The following is a 21,836-nucleotide window of genomic DNA, read 5'->3' as shown; positions in this document are numbered from 1 at the left end:
TCTACTTATACTCTCTTAATTTGCTCCGGCCATGCCGGTTTTCTCTTGACTGATTTTAATTTTGCTTGAAATCAACTGTTTGACCTCATTTGAGTGCTCAAGTTCTAATTTTTTTAGTGAAAGCGTCAACCAATTTTCCGGAGACTTTTTCGGGTATAGGAATACCAACTTATTCTCTATTCTATAAAACCCAAAGTCAGTCCAGCCAAGGGTTTTGCATTGTTCTGGAATCCTATGTTTAACCTCTACACCTTTCGAACTAATGATTAATTCAGGATTAGTCTCTCTCTTTTGCTTCCAAAGGTTTTTGACCTTCATTTTAAACATAAAGTTTCTCCCAACAAAAAGATACACAATGGTCAAAACCCCTGCGTAGGTCATTTTCTCGTCCATTGGTGTTGTCTTCATTCCTGTATAAAGCAACAAGCCTGCAACTATGGTCAAAACCATAGATATGGCTCGTTTTTTTGGATGGTCAGCTATTTTCTGACCTTCGTAAAAGGCGTCGTAGTCACTGTTGGCCGGAATATTAATTGTACTCATATTTTAGAGTGTCAGGCTAATTGGGCAATGATCAGATTCTTTATAGTCAGGATGAATGGCAGCGGACTTAATATTTGACTTGAGTGATTCGCTCGTCAGAAAATAATCAATACGCCAGCCTATGTTTTTCTCCCTTGCACCTGCTCGATAGCTCCACCAGCTGTAGGCTACTTCTTCCGGATACAAATGCCTAAATGTGTCTACAAAACCAGCGGCTAAGAAATTGGTCATACCGTCAATTTCTACTTGGGTATAACCGGCCGTTTTGTTGTAGTTAGCCTTCGGTCTGGCGATGTCGATGGGTTGGTGAGCCACATTGAAGTCTCCGCAGGCAACCACCGGCTTTTTGCTCTCCAGGCTCTTTAGGTATTCACGAAAGCAAACATCCCAACCCTCTCTGTAGTCTAATCTTCTGAGTTCGCGACTAGAATTGGGCACATATACGTTCACCAAATAGAAGTCTTCGAATTCGCTAGTCAGTACTCTGCCCTCCTGGTCGTGCTCTTCGATACCAATACCTTTGGTTACCGAAAGGGGTTCTGTTCTACTAATCGTGCAGGTACCACTATAGCCTTTTTTTACTGCACTATTGGTGGATACATGATGTGGAAAGTCAGCACCCAGTGCTTCGAGCACTTGATCATCTTGTGCTTTAGTTTCTTGTAAGCAGATGATGTCTGCTTGCATATCTTTGAACGAATCTAGAAGCCCTTTTTTGATGGCGGCTCTGACTCCATTTACATTGTAGGAGATTAATTTCATGTTTCGATTTAGCTAGAGATTTTTGACAAAAGTTTTCTTTTTCTTACACTGAACGTAATCATGATCACAGGATAAAGCCAATAGGTAAATCCACCAAGAGTAAAAAGCACATTTGGTTGCAATGGAAGGATGAGGCAAAATAGGCATGAAAGCATGGGAATACTCCCCATCAACAGGTTAGCATGCATGCTCGACCTGGTCATAAATTTTTCCACCTCTGTCATTTCCAACACGATCGTTCTGCGATAAGCAATGTAGTACATCAAAGCAAGCGTAAAAAAAATACACGCCGCTCCAAAGCCGTAGATAATCATTAATTCCGGCGTGTCCTCCATGTGAATCACGTCAGTAAAAAGATGATTCAAAACAGCTTGATTGTTTGTAAATATCCCACCAAACATATCATACAATAGTTGCATTAGAAATTTGAGTGGGTAGATGTAAAACAATATCAGAAATAGCAGTAAGGTATTCACCGCAACAATTTTTGCATCTTTAAATCCGTAACGAATGAAAAACACATAGTGCTGATACCAGATGAGCATAAGCAATGCCATGCACATAGCGAACGGTACCAGGTCTTTGAGAAAATGAAGTAATTCGGCATAGGTTTCCGGAATGGAAGAAGATATGACCAGAAGTGCGGTGGCGATGGCAAACACACCGTCAGACAAGGCCTCCACCCTGGTGTTATCTACACCACGAAACCGAAACTGAGGTTTCGAGTCACTGAGCATTTTTTCTTTGAGGGCATTTCGAACCAAAACGAAAAGGATATTTTATTTGAAAATTAGGCCATAATCAGGTGAATGCAAAAACTAATTGAGAAACGCCGCCCCAAATACACCGGCCGAATCTCCCAGTTTGGGTTTGACAATTTTTGTTGCGCATTCCGGATTAAATACAAACTTTTTGGCTTCTTCAATTCCTTTGGTATAAAGTAAGTCAATGTTGCCCACGCCGCCACCGAGTACGATGATGTCTGGGTCTATGGTGTTGATAATGGTCGAAACACCCAGACCGAAATAATGGATGAGTCTCGCAACTGTTTCTTTGGCGTAAGGATCGGCTTTAACATCTTTTACTATGTCTTTGAGCAACTTCAAATGGCCGGATATCTGCAAGTAATATTTTTCCAAAGCAGGCCCGGAAATTACAGTCTCGACGCATCCCATCTTTCCGCAATAGCAAGAACCACCTGAATCATCCAGGAAATTATGCCCCCATTCTCCGCCAATGCCGTTGGCTCCGTTGATAATTTGACCATTGACAACCAAGCCTCCACCGACTCCCGTTCCCATGATTACACCAAATACAACTTTTGCGTCAGGAAGTATATCCGGTACAATTCCCATTTGGGTCTCAGCCAGCGCAAAGCAGTTGGCATCATTGGCCATTGCGACAGGTACTTGAAGCAAATTTTGAAGATCGACAAGCAGAGGCTTGTCGTTGAGGTGCTGACTGTTGCAGTTTTTTAGGTGCCCTGTTGGAGGAAAGATAGAGCCTGGTGTACCTATTCCGATCTTCTGTGGCAGAAGGCCGCTTTCCTTGCTGAGTGCTGCAATGAGTTTTTTAATTTGGAGAAGTACATGATGATAACCACGGTCTCCTTCGGTAGGAATTCTTCTTCGCGCGATAACGGTATTGTTTTCTGCTGAATCAATAATGATCCCTTCAATTTTTGTCCCACCAAGATCAATTCCCCACTTCATCATCACATACTTGCATTAGGTTTTTTTATTTTTTGAAAACGAATCGTGTAATATAGATTCCTTTCCCATCAGATTTTCCAGAGTCACTTTCTACACCTCCAGTCACAAACATAAGTTCCCAGCCTTCTGCAGCTAGTTGATTGAGTTTGGATGAAATCAGCGCGTCATTCGAAGCTATGTTCTGGAAGTTAATACCAGTTACACTGTAGAAGTTCAATAATTTGGATTCTGAGAATTCGTCTACTTTGGCGTCGCCTCTTTTTATTTCTTTCTGATCACTTTTTTTGCCGTCGGTACGGGTAGTAGTAAAATCGTCGATGTTCAGATCTGTTTCATTTTCTATCATTCTTGAACGACCGAGACCAGCTGGAACAATTGATTCTACGACGGTAATGACTTTGTAGGTTGGTACAGTTTGCCCATTTGCTCCCAAGCTCAGAGTTACAATTATTGCAAGCGTCAGCATTAGATTTTTCATAAAGATTGTGTTTAAGTGATTGGAAATTATTAATTACTTGAAGGTTGTGGCCTTCTTTATTTCTTCTTTCATTTTAGATATCTCAACTTCCATTTGCTCAGTATCCCAATCGAGCCAATGTTTCATATCCGTCGCTACCAGGGTTAGATGATCTTTCACACTTTGTATATCAAAAAATAACCTGCCAGTTCTGTGAATGAAGAAATCTGTGAGGTGCATGACCATTTCTCTTTCTATGCAAAACCGAAGCTCTGCCTTGAGCAATTTGGTCTCCTGGTTTTTACCGGGCAATTGATCTGCGAAACTCAAAATAATCGCGGCCTGATCCCCATAGGTATCAACTAAATAACGCATCTGTTGTTTGGTAAAGGTGGGGTTATCCTTGAGAAGCTTCGCTTTGTAATTAGAGATGGCCTTTGCGTTTTTAAAACTGTTGCCGTTGAATTTTATTTTTTTTGTTTTTGACTTAGTTTTTTTGGTAATTCCCGAACGCGAGCTTTTCATTTCCAGGACTAAATCTACTGTGCGTTTGGCCATTTTCCGGTAGCCGGTCAATTTGCCCCCTGCAATAGAAATCAGGCCACGATCCGAAATAAATATTTCATCTTTTCTGGATATTTCGGACGCACTTTTTCCTTCGTCTTGTATTAGTGGTCTTACTCCGGCCCACGACGATAGAATATCGCCAATTTGTAATTCGATTGATGGAAAGGCATCATTGACTGCTTTGATGAGATAATCTACATCTTTTTTGTCTGTGGCTGCATCACTCGGATTGCCTTTGTAGTTGGTGTCGGTGGTACCCACATAGGTGATTTCATTTTTTGGAATGGCAAAAATCATTCGACCATCAGCCACATCAAAATACACGGATTGCTTCACAGGTAATTTATCAAAAGGCACAACAATATGAATTCCTTTGGTGAGGTGTAACTTGGTTTCTTTTACTTTCTTGTTGAGTTTTCTGACCTGGTCCACCCAAGGACCTGTGGCGTTGACTACATAATCACCGTAAATTTTGAAATCCTCTCCTGATTCTTCATCATGGCAAGCCACTCCGCAGACTTTGCCTCCTTTGGCCAACAAATCTGTGCACATGACATAGTTGAGCACTTGAGCACCGTAGTCTGCCGATGTTTTGATGAGCTCTGTAACCAGGCGAAAATCATCGGTTTGATATTCAGCATAGAGTCCTCCTCCTTCGATGATTCTCTTATCGAGCAAGGGTTCGGATTTCATGGTTTCCCCTACCGTGAGCATCTTCCTCTGATCCTCTTCCTCAACACCGGCCAGCACGTCGTAGACCATGAGTCCAACAGATGTAATGATTTTGCCGTAATTGCCATCTTTGATGAGTGGAAGAAGCATTTTTTCCGGACGAACGAGATGGGTAGCCAGTTCATGCAGAATCGATCTTTCCTTTCCAACCTCGCGCACTAAGCTAAATTCAAATTGCTTGAGGTATCTCAAACCACCATGAATCAGTTTGGTGGATTTGCTGCTTGTTCCTGACGCAAAGTCCTTTTTTTCCAATAGGGCTACCTTGAGGCCTCGGGTAGCAGCATCCAACGCAATCCCAGCTCCTGTAATACCTCCACCAATGATAATGACATCGTAATATTCATTCTTTAGGGTTTGAATAATAGCGGGTCTGGTTTGGTATGAGAAGGACGGTTGTGACATAAATTTTTTTGTGCAAAAGAAGACGAATTGTACTTTATTGCAATTCTTGTGTTGTTACCAAATGTTTATTCTTTTATCGAGCCCAGTTCATACACCGTTTGATGGCATTGTGCCAGCCTGTGTATAAATGATCTCTTGTGAAATCGTCCATTTTAGGTTTAAATGTCTTATCCACGGACTTTTTCTTTTTGATATCTGCCATACTCCATAGTCCGCTGGTAATTCCGGCGATGAAAGCCGTGCCCTGCGCAGTGGATTCCACATTTTTGGGTCGTTCTACTGGCACATTCAAAATATCCGACTGAAATTGCATGAGATAGTTGTTGGCAGAGGCACCTCCATCCACCTGAAGAGAATTCAGTTTTACCCCAGAGTCATTCGACATCGCAAATAATATATCTCGAGTCTGGTAGGCCAAAGACTCCAAAGTTGCCTTTATGATTTCTTCATTGGTGGTGTCTTGTGTGAGTCCGAATATACCACCTCTGGCATACATATCCCAATAGGGGGCGCCTAGTCCTGAGAATGCTGGAACCATGTACACACCATTGTTATTTTTGTTTCTTTCAGCTATTCTTTCTGTCTCATCGGCCGAATTGATGAGTTTCAAACCATCTCGGAGCCACTGGATCGCAGCTCCAGCCATAAAGATGCTGCCCTCGAGAGCATATTCTATTTTGCCATTGAGCCCCCATGCGATGGTTGTTAACAACCCATTCTTGGAGTACTGTATCTTTTCACCAGTGTTCATCAACAAGAAACAGCCGGTACCGTAGGTGTTTTTGGCTTGACCAGGTTCAAAACATCCTTGACCAAAAAGTGCAGCCTGTTGATCTCCGGCAACACCCATGATCGGAATGTCTCCGCCTTGAATCTGGGCCATCCCAAAGTGAAACCCAGAATGGGTAACGTCAGGAAGCATTTGTCTTGGAATTTCGAATCGCTCGAGAAGTTCATCATCCCATGTAAGTTCTGAAATATTGAATAACAGCGTGCGAGATGCATTTGAGAAGTCTGTCATATGCGATTCTCCGTTGGTAAGATTCCAGATCAACCAGGTATCGACTGTACCGAATATTAAATCTCCTGCTTCAGCCTTCTTTTTTGCTCCTTTTACATTATTGAGTATCCAATGAATCTTTGTAGCTGAGAAATAAGAGTCGATGACAAGGCCAGTAGTTTTTCTCACATAATCTTCGAAATCGTCGTCGTGCTTGAGTTGTTGACAAAAATCTGAAGTTCGGGTGTCTTGCCATACGATGGCATTGTAAACCGGGTTCCCCGTCTTTTTGTCCCATACGATGGCGGTCTCCCGTTGGTTGGTGATGCCAATACCCAATATCTGGGAGTTATTCACTTTACTTTTCTTGATGACCTCGTACATCACATCGAGCTGGGATTTGAGTAGGTCATAGGGATCGTGTTCCACCCATCCGTGCTTAGGAAAAATCTGCTTGAACTCTTTTTGGGCCATGGCGACCACCTTTCCTTTATGATCAAACAGAAGTGCTCTCGAACTTGTTGTTCCCTGGTCAAGCGCCAGAATGTATTGTTTCATCTGTTTATTATTTGTCTTTTATCCGTCAGCGATTCTTTGCTGGGATCGATACGCCAAAGCGGGGATCGCCTTAGCATAATAATCATTCCTTCGAAAGTGTGATCCATATACATGTTGGTTTCATGCGGGCAAATTTCCATTAATTTAACTACATTATTCAAATAAATAAACTCCAATCTTATTCAATATCAATAATTGTTCTTTGCCATACTATTATTATTGGAAAGGGCATTAAAAAAGCGGGCTAAACCCGCTTCTAATAACCTGAACTCTAGTCTTAAATTAATTATCGCGAATAGCGGAGGAAGGGTTTGCAACTGCCGACCTCAGCGAATGATATAGAACCGTGGCGAATGCGATGACCAAAGTAAATAGTGCTGAAAGTGCAAAGCTGGTCCATTTGAGTTCCATCGCATATGCAAAGTCCTGTAGCCATTGATCCATAAAATAGTAGGCTATCGGGAATGCGACGATCATAGATAAAATAATGAGTTTCAGAAAGTCCTTCGACATCATAATAATGATCGTCATCACATTCGCACCAACTACCTTTCTTATACCAATCTCCTTTCTTCGGGCCTCGGCCGTATAAGATGCCAATCCAAATAATCCCAGACAGGCAATTGCGATGGTCAACACAGAGAAAATGGCAAATACCTCTCCTCTCTTCTGGTCAGCCTCATAGTGCTGTTGGAAGCCTTGATCAAGAAAGGCATATTCAAAAGGTCGGTTGGTTACCACTGACTTAAATATGCCTTCGACTTCTGACATCGTATTAGATATACCATCGGACTTAAGTCTCACTATCATCTGGCCGTTGTTAATTCCATTATATACTACCAGTGGGCTTATGGGTTCTTGCAACGAAATCAAATGATAATCTCTTACCACTCCAACCACGGTAAAGGCTTTTGTCTCGAGGTCGTCATTGATAAATCGTTCAAATCTCTTTCCTATTGGATTTTCCCACCCCATTTCTCTTACCATCTCCTGGTTGACAATTACTGAAGATGCTGTGTCATTGCCGACTTGTGGCAAAAAGTTGCGGCCTTGTACTATTGGTATTTCCAGCGTTGGGAAATACTGATTGTCCACGGTAATATTCTGAAAGATTTTTTCTATCAAATGCCCGTCGGCGGATTCCACCTTGATCCCGCTCATGCTCATCGAATTTGTTCCGGGTACACCGAAGCCTGAGCCTACTGACTCAACACCCGGACTCTGTAATAGCTCTGCCGCCAGTACGTCCAATTTCGCTCTAACTTGCTCTCCTTCAAGAGCCACGGTCACTACTTGTTCATGATTGAAACCGAGTTCTTTATTTCGTAGAAAATCTAATTGATCAAATACAATCCAGGTGCTTACCACCATACCCAAGGATATAGCAAACTGAGCAACTACCAGAACCTTTCGAAGCGATTCGTTTCCTTTACTTTTTTTAGATCTACCTTTCAGTACCTCTGCCGCCTTAAAACGAGAAAGGTAGAAGGCTGGATAGCTGCCGCCTACGAGTCCAACAAATAATATCACTCCAACAAGAACGAGCACCATTTTTGGGTCGTTCATAAAATTTTGACTGATCTCAAGGTTGGCCAATTCGTTGAATGTAGGGATTACAAAAAAGGTCAGGATCAGACTAATTACCAATGCGATAAAAGCGATCACAATGGATTCAGTAACAAACTGACCCATCAGTTGTGTCTTATATGAGCCCATGGCCTTTCGAATTCCGACTTCTTTGGACCTTGCAACGGAGCGAGCGGTGGCCAGATTCATATAATTGATGCAAGCAATTAGAAGCATAAAGAATCCTATAGCGCTAAAAATATAGAGGTAGTTGATATTTCCAACAGTTCCCATCTCGAAGTCAAAATTGGAAAATAAGTGTATGTCTGTAAGCGGCTGCAATGAAAACTCTGCAGAAGCACCAAATTTCTCATAAATTGGAGCCATGTACTTGTCGTACATTTGAGACAGGACAGGGAGTACTTCCGATACGGTTGACCCTTGTTTCAAAACGATGAAAATCTGATCATTCATATTTCCCCAGGCGTTTTGCCCTTGGGTATTCGTTCCATATGAAAGGAGACCGTGAGCAGGAACACTGGTATTGATAACCGGATTCGCCATGATGCCTGTAATAATTTTCGTGTCCTCTCCATCGGTTTTTACCGTTTTGCCCATGGCTGATCCATTTGGAAACCATTTTTCTGCCAGACTTTTTGAAATGACCATAGTATTGGACTCTGTCAAGCAAGTTTTGCGGTCGCCCTCCAGAAGCTCAAAGTCGAAAATGTTAAAAAAGGATGAATCAGTCTGGTAAATCTCCGTTTCATAGAAGTATTCCTGGTCAACCGAAATGAGCATTTCAGATCCGCCGGAAAGCCTAACAAAATTGTCGATGGCATCATACTCGTTCATCAAAGTAGCGCCTGTTAATGATGGGGCAAGTGGAACGTTGAGTTCTGTATCCTGAACGGTAGCCTGAGTGGTCACCCGATAAATGTTGTCCTTGTTTATGTGAAACTTATCGTAGCTTCGTTCAAAATCCACATAAAGGAAAAGGAGGATACTACTTACAATTCCGATGGTAAGCCCCAGCACGTTGATCGTAGAATAGACAGGGCTATTCTGGATATTGCGTATGGCAACGGTTACGTAATTTCTAAGCATAGTCGTATAGTTCTGGAAATACTTGGACAAATGATGTGCCGAATTGTATAATAGATAGATTATCAGTGAGTTACACTATGATTAGCAAAATAATCTAATACGATAATGTCCAGTACTGGACAAAAAGTGTTCAGGGTAACTATATAAATCGCGCCAATCGATAGCTGCATTCAATTTTTTCATCACCTCGCCGGATCAAAAGGATCACTTTTTTACCTTCTCGGGTCAGAAAAAGATTAAGATATTGTCCATAATTATTGATGGTGAGCTTCTCCCCGTTGATGGACTCGATAATATCTCCCACTTGCAACCCGGATTTCTGTGCCGGAGAATCTTTGCGGATAGACTTTACGGTAAAAGAATATTCCTTTGCTTGCTTCACGGAAATGTTCATTCCGCTCATGTCATATTCAAAGGAGTCGCTGAAAGTACTATTCTTCTTGAGATAAACTTTGGAATGGTGAAAGTCGTAGATCACACTGAACCGCTGTAATACACCTTGGCCAATGGAACCATCTCCATATTTTTTTGTGCTTTCGTTTTGATCAACGTGTTCAGGCTTGGCAAAAGTAGCCAAGGGGCTTTCCAACGAATAATTACCAATATTTAAACTTCTCAGCCGACCAATGTGTCCAAGAACTTCTCCACCAAACGCCTGACCGATGGGTACTTCCAGATTTCGATAGGGTAAAAAATATTCAACGGAATCGTCTTCGAAGAAGACCGCATGACTCGCTCCTGTCTTTATCATGAAATTCATCTTTCGCTTTTCCCAGCTTTCAAATACAATCTCTGTGGTGATAAAAGGTTTTCTTTCTACAACCTGCATAGGAAATTCCTGATACCCTTTTGTCGGCTGGAATGATTCAGGTTTGTGTAATCGAATTACACTTTTCCCTTGGTCCACTTCGACTACAAAACTCTTAAAGATGTCATATCCGATGAGCCCGTGAACCTTTGATCCGGCCACTCCCGCCAAATTGAGATAATCAGTTTCTAACACCAAAATGGAAGACATTTCAGCTGTCTTTACACTGTCAGAAAGGGACATTTGGGCGTCTATGGCCACATGTCCATAAAAGATTTGGTCATCGCTTTGCCCAAGTTTTACCTTACGCGCGTACCTGAAATTGAGGAAGTCTCCTACCGCTTTTTCAGTGAGAATGGTATGTTCAATACTCGTATCGAGAATTAGATTTACGGTCACCTTATTTTTGAGCGTGACTTCCAGTACAATCAGGTTATTAAAATTTTGATAAGGAATCTCGACACTCTCTTCTCCTTGTGGAAGGGAAAAGCCGAATTGTGCCTGAAGTGAATTTGTCCCAAGGATGAGACAAAATAATAGTGCAAACAGTCTGTTGCCTCTTTGTGTGTTTTTCATTTTTCTCCTAGCTGAAACAGAACAAGAAGATAACAATTCTCTTTCGAATTCCCTTAATGAAAATTCAATATTGGATGAACGGCAAGAGAGTTTATTTCAATTTTAATCAGATTTTTTGTAGACCAGGTTTACAAATCCGGTCTTGAAAGATTCTGTATCTACCAGTTCAAATTTTGTTTCTCTAGGCGCATTTGGAAATAGTGATATCCCCTCACCCAAAATCACAGGTGTGATTGTAATCAACATCTCATCTATCAGATTCAGGTCTAGCATGGAAGAAATCAACACGCCTCCTCCTACAACCCAAATGTCTTTTCCTTTTTCCTGTCTTAACTCTCCTACCTTTTTCTCAAAAGGCCCGTCCATGAGGTAGGTATTTTCAGTTTTTATGTCGACAGCACGCTGGCTTACCACATAGGTTTTGCAATCAGGATAAGGCCAGTCTACACCAAAACTCAATACCTCTTCATAGGTCTTTCTTCCCATGAGAATGGTATCGATCGAATCGTAGAATTTATAGTAGCCATAGTCCAAATTATCCGGGTTTGGAATGGCATCGAGCCAATCGAGAGATCCATCTTTGCGGGCTATATAACCGTCGATGCTTGTGGCGATAAAGAGTCTGTTTTTTTTCATCTGTTTATAATTTATTTTTCAAAAGTCAGCGGTTTCCCGCTGGGATGGAACCGCCATGAGAAAAATCTTCTTCAGCCGACCGATGCCGTTGTGAGTATGACTGTTGCACATGTTGGTTTCATAGCATGATTGTTTAAAAGTTGTTCAATGGCTCAATGTAAACGAAGTGGTCAGGCCAACGGGAAAGTTCTTGGGCAGTCTTTCTACACCGAAAATGGCACGAGTATGTGTGCCTTTTTCACCCAGCACTTTCATAAACAGATCAGAAGCACCATTGACCACTTTAGGCCCCTCGTCCCAGATGTCGATGGCTTGATAGTAGGCATCAATATGGTTGAGTCCCTCCACCTTTTCAAAACCTATCTTGTGGTGAATTTGAGATAAGACATTCAACGCACATAGTTCCATGGCCTGATAGCCTTGCGCAGTAGTGATGGTGTCACCCAGTCGGCCCTGAAGCAGAAATTTCCCATTTAATATTGGAAATTGGATGGCAACATAGGCAACATGGCCTCTTACATTGACTGATACATAAGATCCACCGGGAGTAGATACTTCTGGTAGCGATAAATTGAGTGATGAAAGCGTTGATAGTAAGTTCATTCTTGTTTACGGTTTTGATTCAGGCCTTACGTCGATAGGACCGGGTCGGTTTTAATTTTGCGCAAAAGATTATCTAAATTTTCTTCTCCGGAGTGAGTAAATATGACTTCTCGAGAGCCTTGCCTTCTCCTTATCCAATCTTTTTCAAACATCGCACGCAGCAGTGCGGCTCCCAATGCACCAGCCAAATGGTGCCTACGTTCACTCCAATCGAGGCATTGAAGCGCAAAAGCACGTTTTGTTTTGGCAAGCTCGTTGGTGTCTATTCCTATTGAGGAAAACCAGGCTACTCCTTTTGAGGTGACCTCATATCTTTTGTCCTTGGTCAACAAAATTTCGGCGGATAATAGGGCTTCTGTGATTAAAACCCCCATCTTTCCAGCCAGGTGGTCATAGCAGGTTCTTGCATATTTTATCCCCCGTTTATCGGTTGCAATCTCTCGTTCTACCGACCTGTTTTTTTCAGGGATAAGGTTCGCCATGGATTCTATGGCATAAGCTATTTCCGGACGAGCAAGTTTGTAATATCTGTGTCGTCCTTGCTTCTCTATGGCCAACAAGTCCTTTTCAATCAGTTTATTTAAGTGATTGCTGGCAGACTGGGGAGATAAGTTGGCTACTATTGCCAATTCACCTGCGGTATAAGCCCTTCCATCTAGCAGACGCCACAATATCATGGCTCGATTCGGTTCCGCGATCAACGCAGTCACTTCGGCAAACTCTTCTGCATCATTCATGCTTTGTGGTGTTGATAAGACTTTAAAGATACGAAAGCCATATTTTTCATACTTCATTATAAAATGAAATGTCAATCGCAGTGATTGGTTTGCTTTGAAAAATCAAAGTCCAATCCACATGGAAAAAATGATTGCATTCTATCTTTTTGTACTACAGGGAATCTGTATTGCCCAACAGATAAAACCCAAACGAGAAGAGCATGGATTTCGGCGCATAAGTATTGAAAGTAGGATTTCCGGACTCAACCTCTCCCTCTTGCATTTACCGGCAGGCGACGAAAAAATGAATAAACTCCCTGTCTTGTTTGTACATGGAGCGTCATTCCCTTCAGCGTTGGCTTTTGGGTTTCGAATGGAGAATTATTCATGGATGGATCATCTATCCAATCAAGGCTACGAAGTATTTGCACTGGACCACCTGGGCTATGGCGAGTCCGATCGATACACCGAAATGTCAAACGCCGTTTATTCAGGAAAGCCTTTGGGCACTGGAAAAGAGGTGGCACTTGATATCGAAAGGGCGGTTGAATTCGTGTTGAAAACCACTGAAATGAAAAAACTGTATTTGGTTGGTCACTCGTGGGGAGCTACGGTTTCAGGCTACTATGCTGCACTGCACCCTGACCAAATTGAGAAATTAGTACTCTTTGCTCCCTTGGTAGCGCGTGAAGAGACAGTGAGTTGGAACAAGCCGGATTATGCCTACATAGAACTGACCCCAGAGAAAAGAGTGGAGCAATTCTCTGCACAATTGCCCAAGGGTCACGACATAGTGTTAGAGGACGAAGTGATTGAGCAGTGGGGCCAAAAGTGGTTAGCAAGTGACAAGGCCTCCAAAGTCGAAAATCGGAATTATGTGCGATATCCTGCGGGGTGGAAAAATGATCTTTACGATTGCTGGAATGGGAATTGCTTTTTTGAACCAGCAAGAGTCGAAGTCTCTACTTTGGTCATCCGGGGAGAATGGGACACTTCATTCAGTTGGGATGACGCACGATGGCTGTTTGAAAATCTTAGCGCAGCGGCATCTAAAAAATATGTCGTTATTGAAAAATCAACTCATGTCGTTCATTTAGAAAAATCGAGAAAACAACTGTACGATGAAGTGCAATTATTCTTATCCGAAAAATAATATGATAGCAGTAATATTCGAAGTAAACCCTAAAGCAGCACACAAACAGGAATACCTGGATATTGCGGCTGAGTTGAAATCAGAATTGGTCAAAATGGATGGATTTATATCTATTGAAAGGTTCACGAGTCTTCAGGATTCGACTAAAATTTTGTCTTTGTCCTTTTGGAAAGATGAGGAATCGGTGAGTCAATGGCGAAATTTAGAAAATCATAGGCAAGCACAACGCAAAGGACGCGCTATGATTTTTGAAGACTATAGACTGCGAGTGACGGGAGTAATCCGAGATTACGGAATGAATAGCAGAGTCGAGGCCCCCAATGACAGCCGACAAACTCATGATTAAGGTGTAACAAACAAGTGTACCTCAAACCTGGAAGTATACTTGGCTATTTGTACCGATAGACTTCGTGTGGACCAAAGTCCAATAATTCAATGGTTTTGTCAAGTTTGGCACCAAGACGAAGGGCAAGTTTTTTGGAAGGTTCGTTGGTTTCGTCTATGTAACTGACCAATGTTTTCAGCTTTAATGACTTCAAAGCAAACTCCTTCACGGCAATTCCAGCTTCTACACCAAAACCCTTGCCGTGTGCATGAGGCAGAAGCCAGTAACCTAGCTCAGGTTCTGGCCATGGCTCAGAATTCCACAGCCCTACGGTACCGATCAAGTTTCCCGTTTCTTTTTCATCAATAGCCAGATAGGAATAGCCATTGAGTTCGTAGTGGCCAATGTACGTAGCCATCAATCGCCAGGATTCTTCCGGGTTTTTGATTCCACCGACGAAACGTGCGTATTCTTCATGGCTATAAAAATCAGCGAATGATTGATAATCCGAATGTTGCCATTGTCTGAAGATTAATCTTTCAGTTTCCAGTCCTATCATGTACAGATTTTTATTCAAAACAAGATGTAAATGTCTATCAAAACTTAGAAACCAGCAAGGCAGCACTTGTTAACTTAGAACGGTGTGCCAATCATTTGCTTCTTTTCGCGAGCGGATTAAAATCAATAGCTTGTCTCACCCAAAAGGCTAGTTCGTCTTCACTATCCAGACCTGTGTCTTCGATAAAGATGAAATCTTTCATTGGACGCCCTGCTGGACTAAAAACATGACAATAAGGCTTCTGCAAGGCTTCTTGTACTTTCTCTTCTCCTATCCGGGCGATTATTCCTGGTTGGCCGGTCTTTTTGTTTTGGCTTATGCCGACACACATTTTGTCGTTCAAAACAAAACACAATCCACCCATTAGCCTTTTAGCCTCTGCGTTGACCCCGTTTGCACTCAAGGTCTGACGGACGCGATCTGCTAAGTATTCGTCGTACGCCATATCAAGGGTGAATGATCTGAGTTAAGAACCTGTTGATTGGACGCATTGCATGCCAATAGTCCATCATTTCAGTGAGTAGGTTCTCACTGGTTATCAGGGCGGTTTCGCGCTTCGCCACAAAATAAAATTGCTTTCTTGAGAGCAGAGGAATTTGCTTGACCTGCTCTTGAAATTCAATTGGCATGCGTTTGCTTTCGTCTCCTTTCAGCTCACCAAATTTCGATGCAAAAGGTTCAGTGCTCGCTAGCTTTTCAAGCTTTTTGGGATCTTGGGCGATGTGTGTACGCAAGGCCTGCAATTGATCTTTGTCCAGCACATAGGCTCCACCCATGATACCTACCTCCTCCGGTGTAAACCGGAGAAAGATACCGGGTACACTCTTGTCTTTTCTTCCGGCATTTGAAACTACAGCCGAGTAGTGCAGGTTGTAGGGTGTTTTGTCTTTTGAAAATCTGAGATCTCGGTTGATTCGAAGTACACAATCTTTGGGTTGAATTTCAAGACTGCTCTCTTCTTTTTGAATTTCATGAATCAAGTCTGTTAGAAAATGCTCGAAGGGTTTTTTCACACTGGATTCATACCTTTTCTTATTGGCATGAAACCATTCCTTCTGATTGTTTTGGGCAAGGTCTGTGAAGAACTGAATAAAATCTTGTGTAAAGTATGTCATACGAATCGTGCTTTGTGTTAACCATTTTTTGTTTAGACAAACGAGTGGATCGAAACGGACGGGATTTCAGCTAATTTATGGTTTTTCTTTTGAAAGAGCCATTTCTACCCATTTGGGGCTGTTTTCAAGAAAGTAGGTATGAAGATGCGCGCTAGGTGTATCCAGTGGATTGATGCTTTGAACTAACTCTACTCTCAGATCTAGCAGGCGTTCTTTTTCCGCTGATGCACCTTCTTTTACCATCTTGATTCGATTGGCCTCAGTCTGTGCGTCTTGCTTGGGATTCAAAATTCCCTTGAGCGAGGAGCACTGATGACAGGTGCCATTTTTACTCACAAAGGCACATTTGTCATCAAAGATTCTGATCAGATGTTTGCGACCATCCGCCAGGGCATGTTTTACTTTTCCTTCAGTCAACCCTGTGATCGTCATGATCTCATGTACTTTGAAATCATATACATTTTTTAGCCAAAGGCACATTTGCTGCTGAATTTCCAGTGTCTTCGACATGCAGTTGAAGCAGTAGGTGATATGTTCCTTGATTTCGAAATTTGCATCAGGTTTGCTATCGTAAACTGCCCGCATGTCGTTAAACATTTCCTCCGAATTGATATGCAATCGAGCATTGATCTGTTGGGCATCTTCCCTCCAGCGTTTTTGTTTAGCCAACTGATTTTTAGCAAGATTATGAGCTATGGCAAACACCCAGGTTTTGAATGTGGACTCTTGCCTGAAGGTGTCTAATTTATCAAAAGCTTTGATGTAGGTATCATGAATCAGATCTTCGGCTTGCGCCCGATTGGACACCAAACGGAAAACAAATGAGAGTAGCTCATCTTTGAAAGCTAGAAAGTCTGATTCGTAGGCCACTTTGTTCATAATTTAATGTTCCGAATTTGTCAATCGTGTTACTATTTTCGACGATTCAGTAATTTATTAAATGGCGTTAAGATTAGATGTACAATTAGAATGGCGAGCGTAGCTATCCACGTCTCGACGTAAAAACCAGCGCCAGCCAAACAACCAATTGCAGAGCTACACCAGACAGTGGCTGCTGTGGTAAGACCATACACATTTGCTCCTTCTTTGAATATAATGCCGGCGCCAAGAAAGCCAATTCCGGTAACTACCTGACCAATGATCCTGGTCACGTCGCCAATTTCTTCTGTTAATTGGATCGACAATAGGACATAAAGTGCAGCTCCCATGGCCACAAGCGTATTAGTTCTTAAACCTGCAGATTTATTTTGCCATTGCCTTTCAAAGCCAATTACCATTCCAGCCGCTGCTGCAACAGCCAGACTTATAATAAAATCAATGTATGCCATATGTCATTTGTCATTATCCTACCACTCCACCCTGAAGTTAGGACTAAATTTATTTATTTAAGCAGTATAAATGATAGCTTCAGATTTTATTTCATGGCTATATCCGGGATACTTCGTCAAGATGCTGCTGATGTCTTTTCAATACAACTCTTACAAATTGGGTCAAGAATAAACCGATGCTTTCAGGCTGACAACTTTCTCATTGCCCATTCCAAAGGCCCTATTTTGTAATATCGAGTCCAGGCCATCGCAAACGCGATACAGGATATGCTGAAAATTAGCGCATAGGTAAAAGAAAAATTTAGGGAGTAAGTCCCCAATTCTTCAACACCGAATATTTCAACTAGTCCAACGCCGATTACGACATGGGCGACATAAAAGGTCAGGGCTAGTTGCCCTGTTTTCATCAATGCATCTATGATTGGGTTGTCGCCAAATCTTCTCGAAATTAAGATGCATGTGGAGATAGCCGCTATAGCGATACTACTACCTGCTAACATATAGATAGGCAATGGAGGCATAGGACTTGTGCCTAAAACCTGGCTCAGTTCAACAGCCACTTCTTCATTACCTTCGGATAAGATTTGTATCAGTAATACCGAGATCAATTTGGTTGCCAGAAATAAAGTCAAGCTTATCACAATCGATTTTTTCACGAATCGGTCATCATTCAAATCTTGCCTACCAAACCAAAGACCAATCAGCATAAATGCTGACCAAGGTACTACAGGATGAAAACCGTTGTAAAACAGGTTTCTTATGAAGCCGTTCATTGACCAAAAGCCTTGGTACTCGAAAGTAGTAAAGTCCCAGCCCAAGTCGTAGTCGATGAGCATCATCAAAAGGGGATACAAAAAAATGATAGCCAAGGCGGACCATAGCATGTAGCGAGACCGAACTTTGATAAAGATCAGCGTCACCAGCATGTAGATACCATAGAAGTGAAGGATGTCTGCCGGCCAAATAACAATGTATGAAAGTCCGATGAAGAAAAGTAGAATTGCTCTCTTTAGAATTTTGGACCGTACCTTTTTCCAAATATCCTGATCATTACCAGAAACTGCAGAATTAGTCATAAAGGCCAATCCAACACCGGCCAATACGACGAATGTAGCGGCCGCTTTGCCATCAAAAATGCTGGAAAAGTCCCCGATCCAGCTCTCACCAGACTGACCAAAGATCATTTTGAAATTCACGATGATCATCCCAATCACTGCCAATGCCCTGGCTACATCAATACCTATAATTCGCTGATTCATGTGATTTCACTCAAATAAAAAGATAAGCCCAATAAATCAGAACCCCTTGAATGGGTAATCTAATCAGCGTGGCAATGACATGCTTTCCTTTTTTTCGGGCCTGTTGATAATGGTAAATATTGGCTGGAAAAACAGCCACCAGCAGCGCAATAATTCCCCATGCCGCATAAGCCCGAATATCTGCGAACAATAAGCCAATACCCAGCACGATTTCAATGCCCCCAACCAAAAAATTTACCTTCTTAGGAGAAGGCACCCACTTTGGTATAATCTTTAAAAAGAAATCCGGCTTGCGAAAATGGCTGATGCCAGCAAAGAGGTAAAAAGCTGACATGATGTATAGAGAAATGAGGAGGGTGGTGTTCATGACAGTGGTTTAATAGCTCTTGTAGCTATGAATGTAGGAAAAAAGTCATCCATTTTATTTTCATCATCCCAGTCGTCTTCAAATATATCCGTTATCATGAAGCCTGCATCAAGCTGTCCACCTATCTGATCAGTCAAACTGTGCCCAAACACTAATGGTTCTTTGCTCCTTTTTAATTCTTCTAATTTATCAGGTGGCAATGAAAGCACATCAGAAAACGGCTGTTTATAAATGAGTTTCAAGCTTTCTTGATCAAGTTGAAAAGCAATCGGATTCATCAAGCCGGTCATTAAGATTCCATTTGGCTTTAGTACCCTAAAACATTCCTTCCAAACCGGTAAAATGTTGTCAACGAAAACTATGGAGCAAGGATTAAAGATCAAGTCGAACGAATTATCGACAAAGACAGAAAGATCCTTCATATCCCCTTGCACGGTTTTTATACCAAGATCGAATTGGTCACTTAATTTTTTATCTTGGTTTAGCTGTTTTTCGGAGTTATCAAAAATGGTAACCTCAGCACCTAAGGTGGCTAGAATTGGCCCTTGTTGCCCACCTCCGCACGCGAGCCCCAATACATGCGACCCTTTTAAAGGAGGAAACCAATTTAAAGGAACGGCTTTGTTAGGGGTCAATACAACACTCCAATTCCCTGTTTTTGCTTCATCCAGTACTTTTTCTGAAACCGGAATCGTCCAACGGTCTTTTTTGTCAACATAATTGTCCCAGGCTGATTTATTGTGTTTTATGATGTCCATTGAATGCAATTTGAGCTGTATTTACCATCGGAGCTAAATGGAATTAGCCCAAGTTAGTAATAAACACCTTTTCTTACTTGAAAGACATTACAAAGATTACATGCAAGCAACAGCTTTGGGTCGAGAGATTTAAATATCCTATCTCCAGTAATTGTTGGCTCGTGCAATAGTGGCGAATTCGGCTGCTACGGCCGCTCCAATGGAGATAAGCATCGCAGCATCTTCTACATAGATGGGGCGAAGCTTTTCTCTAACCTCTGCGTCTGGCTGTGTGATCTTGATAGTTAGCCTGGCTATTTTAATGGCTAGTTGTCTTCCTTCTTCAGGACTAGCTGTGATCAATGTATTTCCCGGAATGAGTATTGTTTGTTCTGACATAACACAATTGTTTTATTGAATGTTTTATCAGACAAATTTGTATATCGATTAGATTAAAAACAGTGACAAATGTCACTCTACAAAATCTTTATTTTTCTACCCAACTGGATGGCCTCTTCGTTTGAGTTCAATTTTTTCATCAAGCGCGTAATTACCTCGCGAGAGGTTCCCAAATCAAGAGCGATGTCCAAATGAGAAATTTGAAGTAGGTCGGACTTTTCTATTTGGGCCTTTTGCCGGAGGTAGCCCAACAACCGTTCCTCAAGATTGTAACACACTATTTGTTTTGTAGTATGCAGTAGATCATTGTAATGTTTCTGATACGCTTTCAAAAGCAGGTCATTGAACCTTGGGTATTCGGCATACCACTTCTGAACTTTTGTTATTGGCAGAAGCAATAGCTCGCTATCTACCTCGGTGATGGCAGAAAAATTGACCGGTTCTTGGTCGAATATGTGCGCGAAGCTGAAAATACATGTCTCACCTGAGGAAATATAGTAGAGCAAAAAATTCATGGTGCCTTCATTACTGAAAACCTTGATGCTTCCTTCAATCACAATAGGTAAGAAACGTACGGTTTGTCCTTGCTTAACCACATAGTCTTGCGCAGAAAATTGTTTGACCTGAGAATACTTCTCAATTTCTTCAAGAAGCGGTTTTCCTAAATTCGCAAGGCATTCTTGTAAGATCATTGCTGTGTTTTTTGCTCTAAGATATTTGGCTGGTATTTAATATTAATAACAAAATCCTTTCCTGACTGCGAAGAGCTCAATAAATAAGCTTATTTCTTAATCTTTCTCAACTCCACCCACGTCATACCATCCAGTATCTGCTCAGGAATCTTGATGCCCTTGTATCTGGCAGAGTCGATTTTGATGGATTCGTGCAGCTCGGTGAAAAACACCTTTTCTACTGAGGCACCTACTACTTCGAGCCCGTAAGGAGCAAAGAGGCTATTCATATCCAGACCCAATTTGGAGCGCGATAGGAAGTTGGCGATGTCGCTATAGTCTGAAGTGGCCGTAGAGCCATAGCCGCCGAATTCATCCAGGTATTCGTTCGTAATGTCGATGGCGAGATCACCGGTCTGTACAAGCCGACCTACATAAACTCCACCAAGCGAGTCGAAGTTGTACTCTTTAGCAGCGGAAGGCAGTAGAGCGCGGAGTTGCTCCAATTGTTCCTGATAGGTAAGCAGAGGATAAAGACCTAACATCAGGCTTACCCTGCCTTCTTTCGATTCGGCAAAGGCAGGTACGTACAAAGAACTGTCGTCATCAACCATCAGAAAGTAGCCAGTAGCTCTTTTGCGATAAGCAGATCCTGCAAGCTCTTCGTTCAAGTCGATTTTCACAATCACTGTGTCAGGCTCCAGAATTTGTGGATCACTGCTCACTTTTTCTTTGGTCTGGCAGGCCAATAGGATCAGGAAGATGATGTAGACGGCTTTCACTTACAAAAAACTATTTGGAGATGGCTATCGAAGTTTTGGCCCATTCTATAAGCGTATCCTGATTTTTCATTACTTCTTCGGGGATGGACAGATAAGGCATTTTGCCATGAGGCTGTGCACCTGCCTGTTCGAATTCAGGTCTGTTTAAGTCGTCTACTTTCAGAAAGGCCTGTCCTTTGGAGTCTACAATCCCAAACATTTTTTCTTCATGGAAAATCCCATATCCTCCAAACATCTTTTTAGTAGTAATATCCTGAATAGACATGAGTTTTTCACGGAGATGTTCTGCGGTCAGAGCCGAGTCATTCGTGTGTTTATCACCTTTGGTACCCATAGGTTTGTAAATTGGTTTAGGTTCAAGTTAATAAAAAGGGCTTGCTTTAAAAGAGATAA

Annotated in this window: 26 protein-coding genes; 2 read left to right on the top strand and 24 right to left on the bottom strand. The window is 42.0% G+C overall.

Annotation, left to right across the window (positions count from 1 at the left end):
* Positions 1 to 15: 15 nt before the first annotated feature.
* The 12 genes from ABJD64_RS17820 to ABJD64_RS17765 form a co-directional block, all read right to left on the bottom strand.
* A complete protein-coding gene (locus tag ABJD64_RS17820; RefSeq protein WP_348180904.1) occupies positions 16 to 543 on the bottom strand; it encodes a hypothetical protein in 528 nt (175 codons plus the stop codon).
* A 3-nt stretch (positions 544 to 546) separates the two neighbouring features.
* The gene (locus ABJD64_RS17815; protein WP_348180905.1) at positions 547 to 1,305 is read right to left on the bottom strand and encodes an exodeoxyribonuclease III; all 759 of its coding nucleotides are present in this window, start codon (positions 1,303 to 1,305) and stop codon (positions 547 to 549) included.
* A gap of 8 nt (positions 1,306 to 1,313) precedes the next feature.
* On the bottom strand, positions 1,314 to 2,042 hold the full coding sequence (locus ABJD64_RS17810) for a TMEM175 family protein (RefSeq protein WP_348180906.1): 729 nt from the start codon (positions 2,040 to 2,042) through the stop codon (positions 1,314 to 1,316).
* An 81-nt stretch (positions 2,043 to 2,123) separates the two neighbouring features.
* Positions 2,124 to 3,017 (bottom strand): ROK family protein, encoded by an 894-nt coding sequence (locus ABJD64_RS17805; RefSeq protein ID WP_348180958.1) that lies wholly within the window; start codon positions 3,015 to 3,017, stop codon positions 2,124 to 2,126.
* A 25-nt stretch (positions 3,018 to 3,042) separates the two neighbouring features.
* A complete protein-coding gene (locus ABJD64_RS17800; protein WP_348180907.1) occupies positions 3,043 to 3,495 on the bottom strand; it encodes a hypothetical protein in 453 nt (150 codons plus the stop codon).
* Between the two features lie 33 nt (positions 3,496 to 3,528).
* The gene (locus ABJD64_RS17795) at positions 3,529 to 5,178 is read right to left on the bottom strand and encodes a glycerol-3-phosphate dehydrogenase/oxidase (RefSeq protein WP_348180908.1); all 1,650 of its coding nucleotides are present in this window, start codon (positions 5,176 to 5,178) and stop codon (positions 3,529 to 3,531) included.
* Positions 5,179 to 5,251: 73 nt separating this feature from the next.
* Complete coding sequence (gene glpK / locus ABJD64_RS17790) at positions 5,252 to 6,736, bottom strand: glycerol kinase GlpK (RefSeq protein ID WP_348180909.1); 1,485 nt, start codon at positions 6,734 to 6,736, stop codon at positions 5,252 to 5,254.
* Between the two features lie 282 nt (positions 6,737 to 7,018).
* Positions 7,019 to 9,409 carry an ABC transporter permease gene (locus tag ABJD64_RS17785; RefSeq protein WP_348180910.1) on the bottom strand — a complete coding sequence of 797 codons (2,391 nt, stop codon included), beginning with the start codon at positions 9,407 to 9,409 and terminating at the stop codon, positions 7,019 to 7,021.
* 139 nt (positions 9,410 to 9,548) lie between these two features.
* Positions 9,549 to 10,793, bottom strand: coding sequence for a PDZ domain-containing protein (locus ABJD64_RS17780; RefSeq protein ID WP_348180911.1), 1,245 nt, complete (start codon positions 10,791 to 10,793; stop codon positions 9,549 to 9,551).
* A gap of 102 nt (positions 10,794 to 10,895) precedes the next feature.
* A complete protein-coding gene (locus tag ABJD64_RS17775) occupies positions 10,896 to 11,429 on the bottom strand; it encodes a dihydrofolate reductase family protein (protein WP_348180912.1) in 534 nt (177 codons plus the stop codon).
* A gap of 144 nt (positions 11,430 to 11,573) precedes the next feature.
* Positions 11,574 to 12,032 carry a RidA family protein gene (locus ABJD64_RS17770; RefSeq protein ID WP_348180913.1) on the bottom strand — a complete coding sequence of 153 codons (459 nt, stop codon included), beginning with the start codon at positions 12,030 to 12,032 and terminating at the stop codon, positions 11,574 to 11,576.
* Positions 12,033 to 12,058: 26 nt separating this feature from the next.
* Complete coding sequence (locus ABJD64_RS17765; RefSeq protein WP_348180914.1) at positions 12,059 to 12,769, bottom strand: metalloregulator ArsR/SmtB family transcription factor; 711 nt, start codon at positions 12,767 to 12,769, stop codon at positions 12,059 to 12,061.
* Between the two features lie 118 nt (positions 12,770 to 12,887).
* On the opposite strand from ABJD64_RS17765, the gene ABJD64_RS17760 reads away from it, so the two are divergent.
* Both ABJD64_RS17760 and ABJD64_RS17755 read left to right on the top strand, forming a co-directional pair.
* Entirely contained in the window at positions 12,888 to 13,901 is a 1,014-nt protein-coding gene (locus ABJD64_RS17760; RefSeq protein WP_348180915.1) for an alpha/beta fold hydrolase, read from the top strand.
* Position 13,902: 1 nt separating this feature from the next.
* A complete protein-coding gene (locus tag ABJD64_RS17755; RefSeq protein WP_348180916.1) occupies positions 13,903 to 14,247 on the top strand; it encodes an antibiotic biosynthesis monooxygenase in 345 nt (114 codons plus the stop codon).
* Positions 14,248 to 14,290: 43 nt separating this feature from the next.
* Here the strand turns inward: ABJD64_RS17755 and ABJD64_RS17750 are convergent, their stop codons facing one another.
* The 12 genes from ABJD64_RS17750 to ABJD64_RS17695 all read right to left on the bottom strand — a co-directional run bounded on the left by ABJD64_RS17750 (position 14,291) and on the right by ABJD64_RS17695 (position 21,777).
* Entirely contained in the window at positions 14,291 to 14,785 is a 495-nt protein-coding gene (locus ABJD64_RS17750; protein WP_348180917.1) for a GNAT family N-acetyltransferase, read from the bottom strand.
* Positions 14,786 to 14,876: 91 nt separating this feature from the next.
* On the bottom strand, positions 14,877 to 15,230 hold the full coding sequence (locus tag ABJD64_RS17745) for a TfoX/Sxy family protein (RefSeq protein WP_348180918.1): 354 nt from the start codon (positions 15,228 to 15,230) through the stop codon (positions 14,877 to 14,879).
* Between the two features lies 1 nt (position 15,231).
* Entirely contained in the window at positions 15,232 to 15,900 is a 669-nt protein-coding gene (locus ABJD64_RS17740) for a DUF2461 domain-containing protein (protein WP_348180919.1), read from the bottom strand.
* A 75-nt stretch (positions 15,901 to 15,975) separates the two neighbouring features.
* Entirely contained in the window at positions 15,976 to 16,779 is an 804-nt protein-coding gene (locus ABJD64_RS17735; protein WP_348180920.1) for an RNA polymerase sigma factor, read from the bottom strand.
* A 32-nt stretch (positions 16,780 to 16,811) separates the two neighbouring features.
* A complete protein-coding gene (locus ABJD64_RS17730; protein WP_348180921.1) occupies positions 16,812 to 17,228 on the bottom strand; it encodes an MgtC/SapB family protein in 417 nt (138 codons plus the stop codon).
* Positions 17,229 to 17,410: 182 nt separating this feature from the next.
* Positions 17,411 to 18,487: a DUF418 domain-containing protein gene (locus ABJD64_RS17725; protein WP_348180922.1), complete on the bottom strand. Its 1,077-nt coding sequence runs from the start codon at positions 18,485 to 18,487 to the stop codon at positions 17,411 to 17,413.
* Between the two features lie 10 nt (positions 18,488 to 18,497).
* Positions 18,498 to 18,821 (bottom strand): DoxX family protein, encoded by a 324-nt coding sequence (locus ABJD64_RS17720; protein ID WP_348180923.1) that lies wholly within the window; start codon positions 18,819 to 18,821, stop codon positions 18,498 to 18,500.
* A 29-nt stretch (positions 18,822 to 18,850) separates the two neighbouring features.
* The gene (locus ABJD64_RS17715; RefSeq protein ID WP_348180924.1) at positions 18,851 to 19,612 is read right to left on the bottom strand and encodes a methyltransferase domain-containing protein; all 762 of its coding nucleotides are present in this window, start codon (positions 19,610 to 19,612) and stop codon (positions 18,851 to 18,853) included.
* Positions 19,613 to 19,750: 138 nt separating this feature from the next.
* A complete protein-coding gene (locus tag ABJD64_RS17710) occupies positions 19,751 to 19,990 on the bottom strand; it encodes a hexameric tyrosine-coordinated heme protein (RefSeq protein ID WP_348180925.1) in 240 nt (79 codons plus the stop codon).
* Between the two features lie 77 nt (positions 19,991 to 20,067).
* Positions 20,068 to 20,682 (bottom strand): Crp/Fnr family transcriptional regulator, encoded by a 615-nt coding sequence (locus ABJD64_RS17705; RefSeq protein ID WP_348180926.1) that lies wholly within the window; start codon positions 20,680 to 20,682, stop codon positions 20,068 to 20,070.
* An 89-nt stretch (positions 20,683 to 20,771) separates the two neighbouring features.
* Positions 20,772 to 21,443 carry a hypothetical protein gene (locus ABJD64_RS17700; RefSeq protein ID WP_348180927.1) on the bottom strand — a complete coding sequence of 224 codons (672 nt, stop codon included), beginning with the start codon at positions 21,441 to 21,443 and terminating at the stop codon, positions 20,772 to 20,774.
* Positions 21,444 to 21,453: 10 nt separating this feature from the next.
* Positions 21,454 to 21,777: a TfoX/Sxy family protein gene (locus ABJD64_RS17695; RefSeq protein ID WP_348180928.1), complete on the bottom strand. Its 324-nt coding sequence runs from the start codon at positions 21,775 to 21,777 to the stop codon at positions 21,454 to 21,456.
* Between the last annotated feature and the right edge of the window lie 59 nt (positions 21,778 to 21,836).

It is taken from the genome of Reichenbachiella sp. (genome assembly GCF_039944555.1).
GTDB lineage: Bacteria > Bacteroidota > Bacteroidia > Cytophagales > Cyclobacteriaceae > Reichenbachiella.
The sequence above is the reverse complement of the archived record's forward strand: the minus strand, read 5'-3'. Positions and strand labels throughout refer to the sequence as shown.

What these genes read in the sequence shown, in the direction of transcription:
- ABJD64_RS17820 (WP_348180904.1), bottom strand. Translation starts at nt 543, where the DNA reads ATGAGTACAATTAATATTCCGGCCAACAGTGACTACGACGCCTTTTAC.
- ABJD64_RS17815 (WP_348180905.1), bottom strand. Translation starts at nt 1,305, where the DNA reads ATGAAATTAATCTCCTACAATGTAAATGGAGTCAGAGCCGCCATCAAA.
- ABJD64_RS17810 (WP_348180906.1), bottom strand. Translation starts at nt 2,042, where the DNA reads ATGCTCAGTGACTCGAAACCTCAGTTTCGGTTTCGTGGTGTAGATAAC.
- ABJD64_RS17805 (WP_348180958.1), bottom strand. Translation starts at nt 3,017, where the DNA reads ATGAAGTGGGGAATTGATCTTGGTGGGACAAAAATTGAAGGGATCATT.
- ABJD64_RS17800 (WP_348180907.1), bottom strand. Translation starts at nt 3,495, where the DNA reads ATGAAAAATCTAATGCTGACGCTTGCAATAATTGTAACTCTGAGCTTG.
- ABJD64_RS17795 (WP_348180908.1), bottom strand. Translation starts at nt 5,178, where the DNA reads ATGTCACAACCGTCCTTCTCATACCAAACCAGACCCGCTATTATTCAA.
- glpK (WP_348180909.1), bottom strand. Translation starts at nt 6,736, where the DNA reads ATGAAACAATACATTCTGGCGCTTGACCAGGGAACAACAAGTTCGAGA.
- ABJD64_RS17785 (WP_348180910.1), bottom strand. Translation starts at nt 9,409, where the DNA reads ATGCTTAGAAATTACGTAACCGTTGCCATACGCAATATCCAGAATAGC.
- ABJD64_RS17780 (WP_348180911.1), bottom strand. Translation starts at nt 10,793, where the DNA reads ATGAAAAACACACAAAGAGGCAACAGACTGTTTGCACTATTATTTTGT.
- ABJD64_RS17775 (WP_348180912.1), bottom strand. Translation starts at nt 11,429, where the DNA reads ATGAAAAAAAACAGACTCTTTATCGCCACAAGCATCGACGGTTATATA.
- ABJD64_RS17770 (WP_348180913.1), bottom strand. Translation starts at nt 12,032, where the DNA reads ATGAACTTACTATCAACGCTTTCATCACTCAATTTATCGCTACCAGAA.
- ABJD64_RS17765 (WP_348180914.1), bottom strand. Translation starts at nt 12,769, where the DNA reads ATGAATGATGCAGAAGAGTTTGCCGAAGTGACTGCGTTGATCGCGGAA.
- ABJD64_RS17760 (WP_348180915.1), top strand. Translation starts at nt 12,888, where the DNA reads ATGGAAAAAATGATTGCATTCTATCTTTTTGTACTACAGGGAATCTGT.
- ABJD64_RS17755 (WP_348180916.1), top strand. Translation starts at nt 13,903, where the DNA reads ATGATAGCAGTAATATTCGAAGTAAACCCTAAAGCAGCACACAAACAG.
- ABJD64_RS17750 (WP_348180917.1), bottom strand. Translation starts at nt 14,785, where the DNA reads ATGATAGGACTGGAAACTGAAAGATTAATCTTCAGACAATGGCAACAT.
- ABJD64_RS17745 (WP_348180918.1), bottom strand. Translation starts at nt 15,230, where the DNA reads ATGGCGTACGACGAATACTTAGCAGATCGCGTCCGTCAGACCTTGAGT.
- ABJD64_RS17740 (WP_348180919.1), bottom strand. Translation starts at nt 15,900, where the DNA reads ATGACATACTTTACACAAGATTTTATTCAGTTCTTCACAGACCTTGCC.
- ABJD64_RS17735 (WP_348180920.1), bottom strand. Translation starts at nt 16,779, where the DNA reads ATGAACAAAGTGGCCTACGAATCAGACTTTCTAGCTTTCAAAGATGAG.
- ABJD64_RS17730 (WP_348180921.1), bottom strand. Translation starts at nt 17,228, where the DNA reads ATGGCATACATTGATTTTATTATAAGTCTGGCTGTTGCAGCAGCGGCT.
- ABJD64_RS17725 (WP_348180922.1), bottom strand. Translation starts at nt 18,487, where the DNA reads ATGAATCAGCGAATTATAGGTATTGATGTAGCCAGGGCATTGGCAGTG.
- ABJD64_RS17720 (WP_348180923.1), bottom strand. Translation starts at nt 18,821, where the DNA reads ATGTCAGCTTTTTACCTCTTTGCTGGCATCAGCCATTTTCGCAAGCCG.
- ABJD64_RS17715 (WP_348180924.1), bottom strand. Translation starts at nt 19,612, where the DNA reads ATGGACATCATAAAACACAATAAATCAGCCTGGGACAATTATGTTGAC.
- ABJD64_RS17710 (WP_348180925.1), bottom strand. Translation starts at nt 19,990, where the DNA reads ATGTCAGAACAAACAATACTCATTCCGGGAAATACATTGATCACAGCT.
- ABJD64_RS17705 (WP_348180926.1), bottom strand. Translation starts at nt 20,682, where the DNA reads ATGATCTTACAAGAATGCCTTGCGAATTTAGGAAAACCGCTTCTTGAA.
- ABJD64_RS17695 (WP_348180928.1), bottom strand. Translation starts at nt 21,777, where the DNA reads ATGGGTACCAAAGGTGATAAACACACGAATGACTCGGCTCTGACCGCA.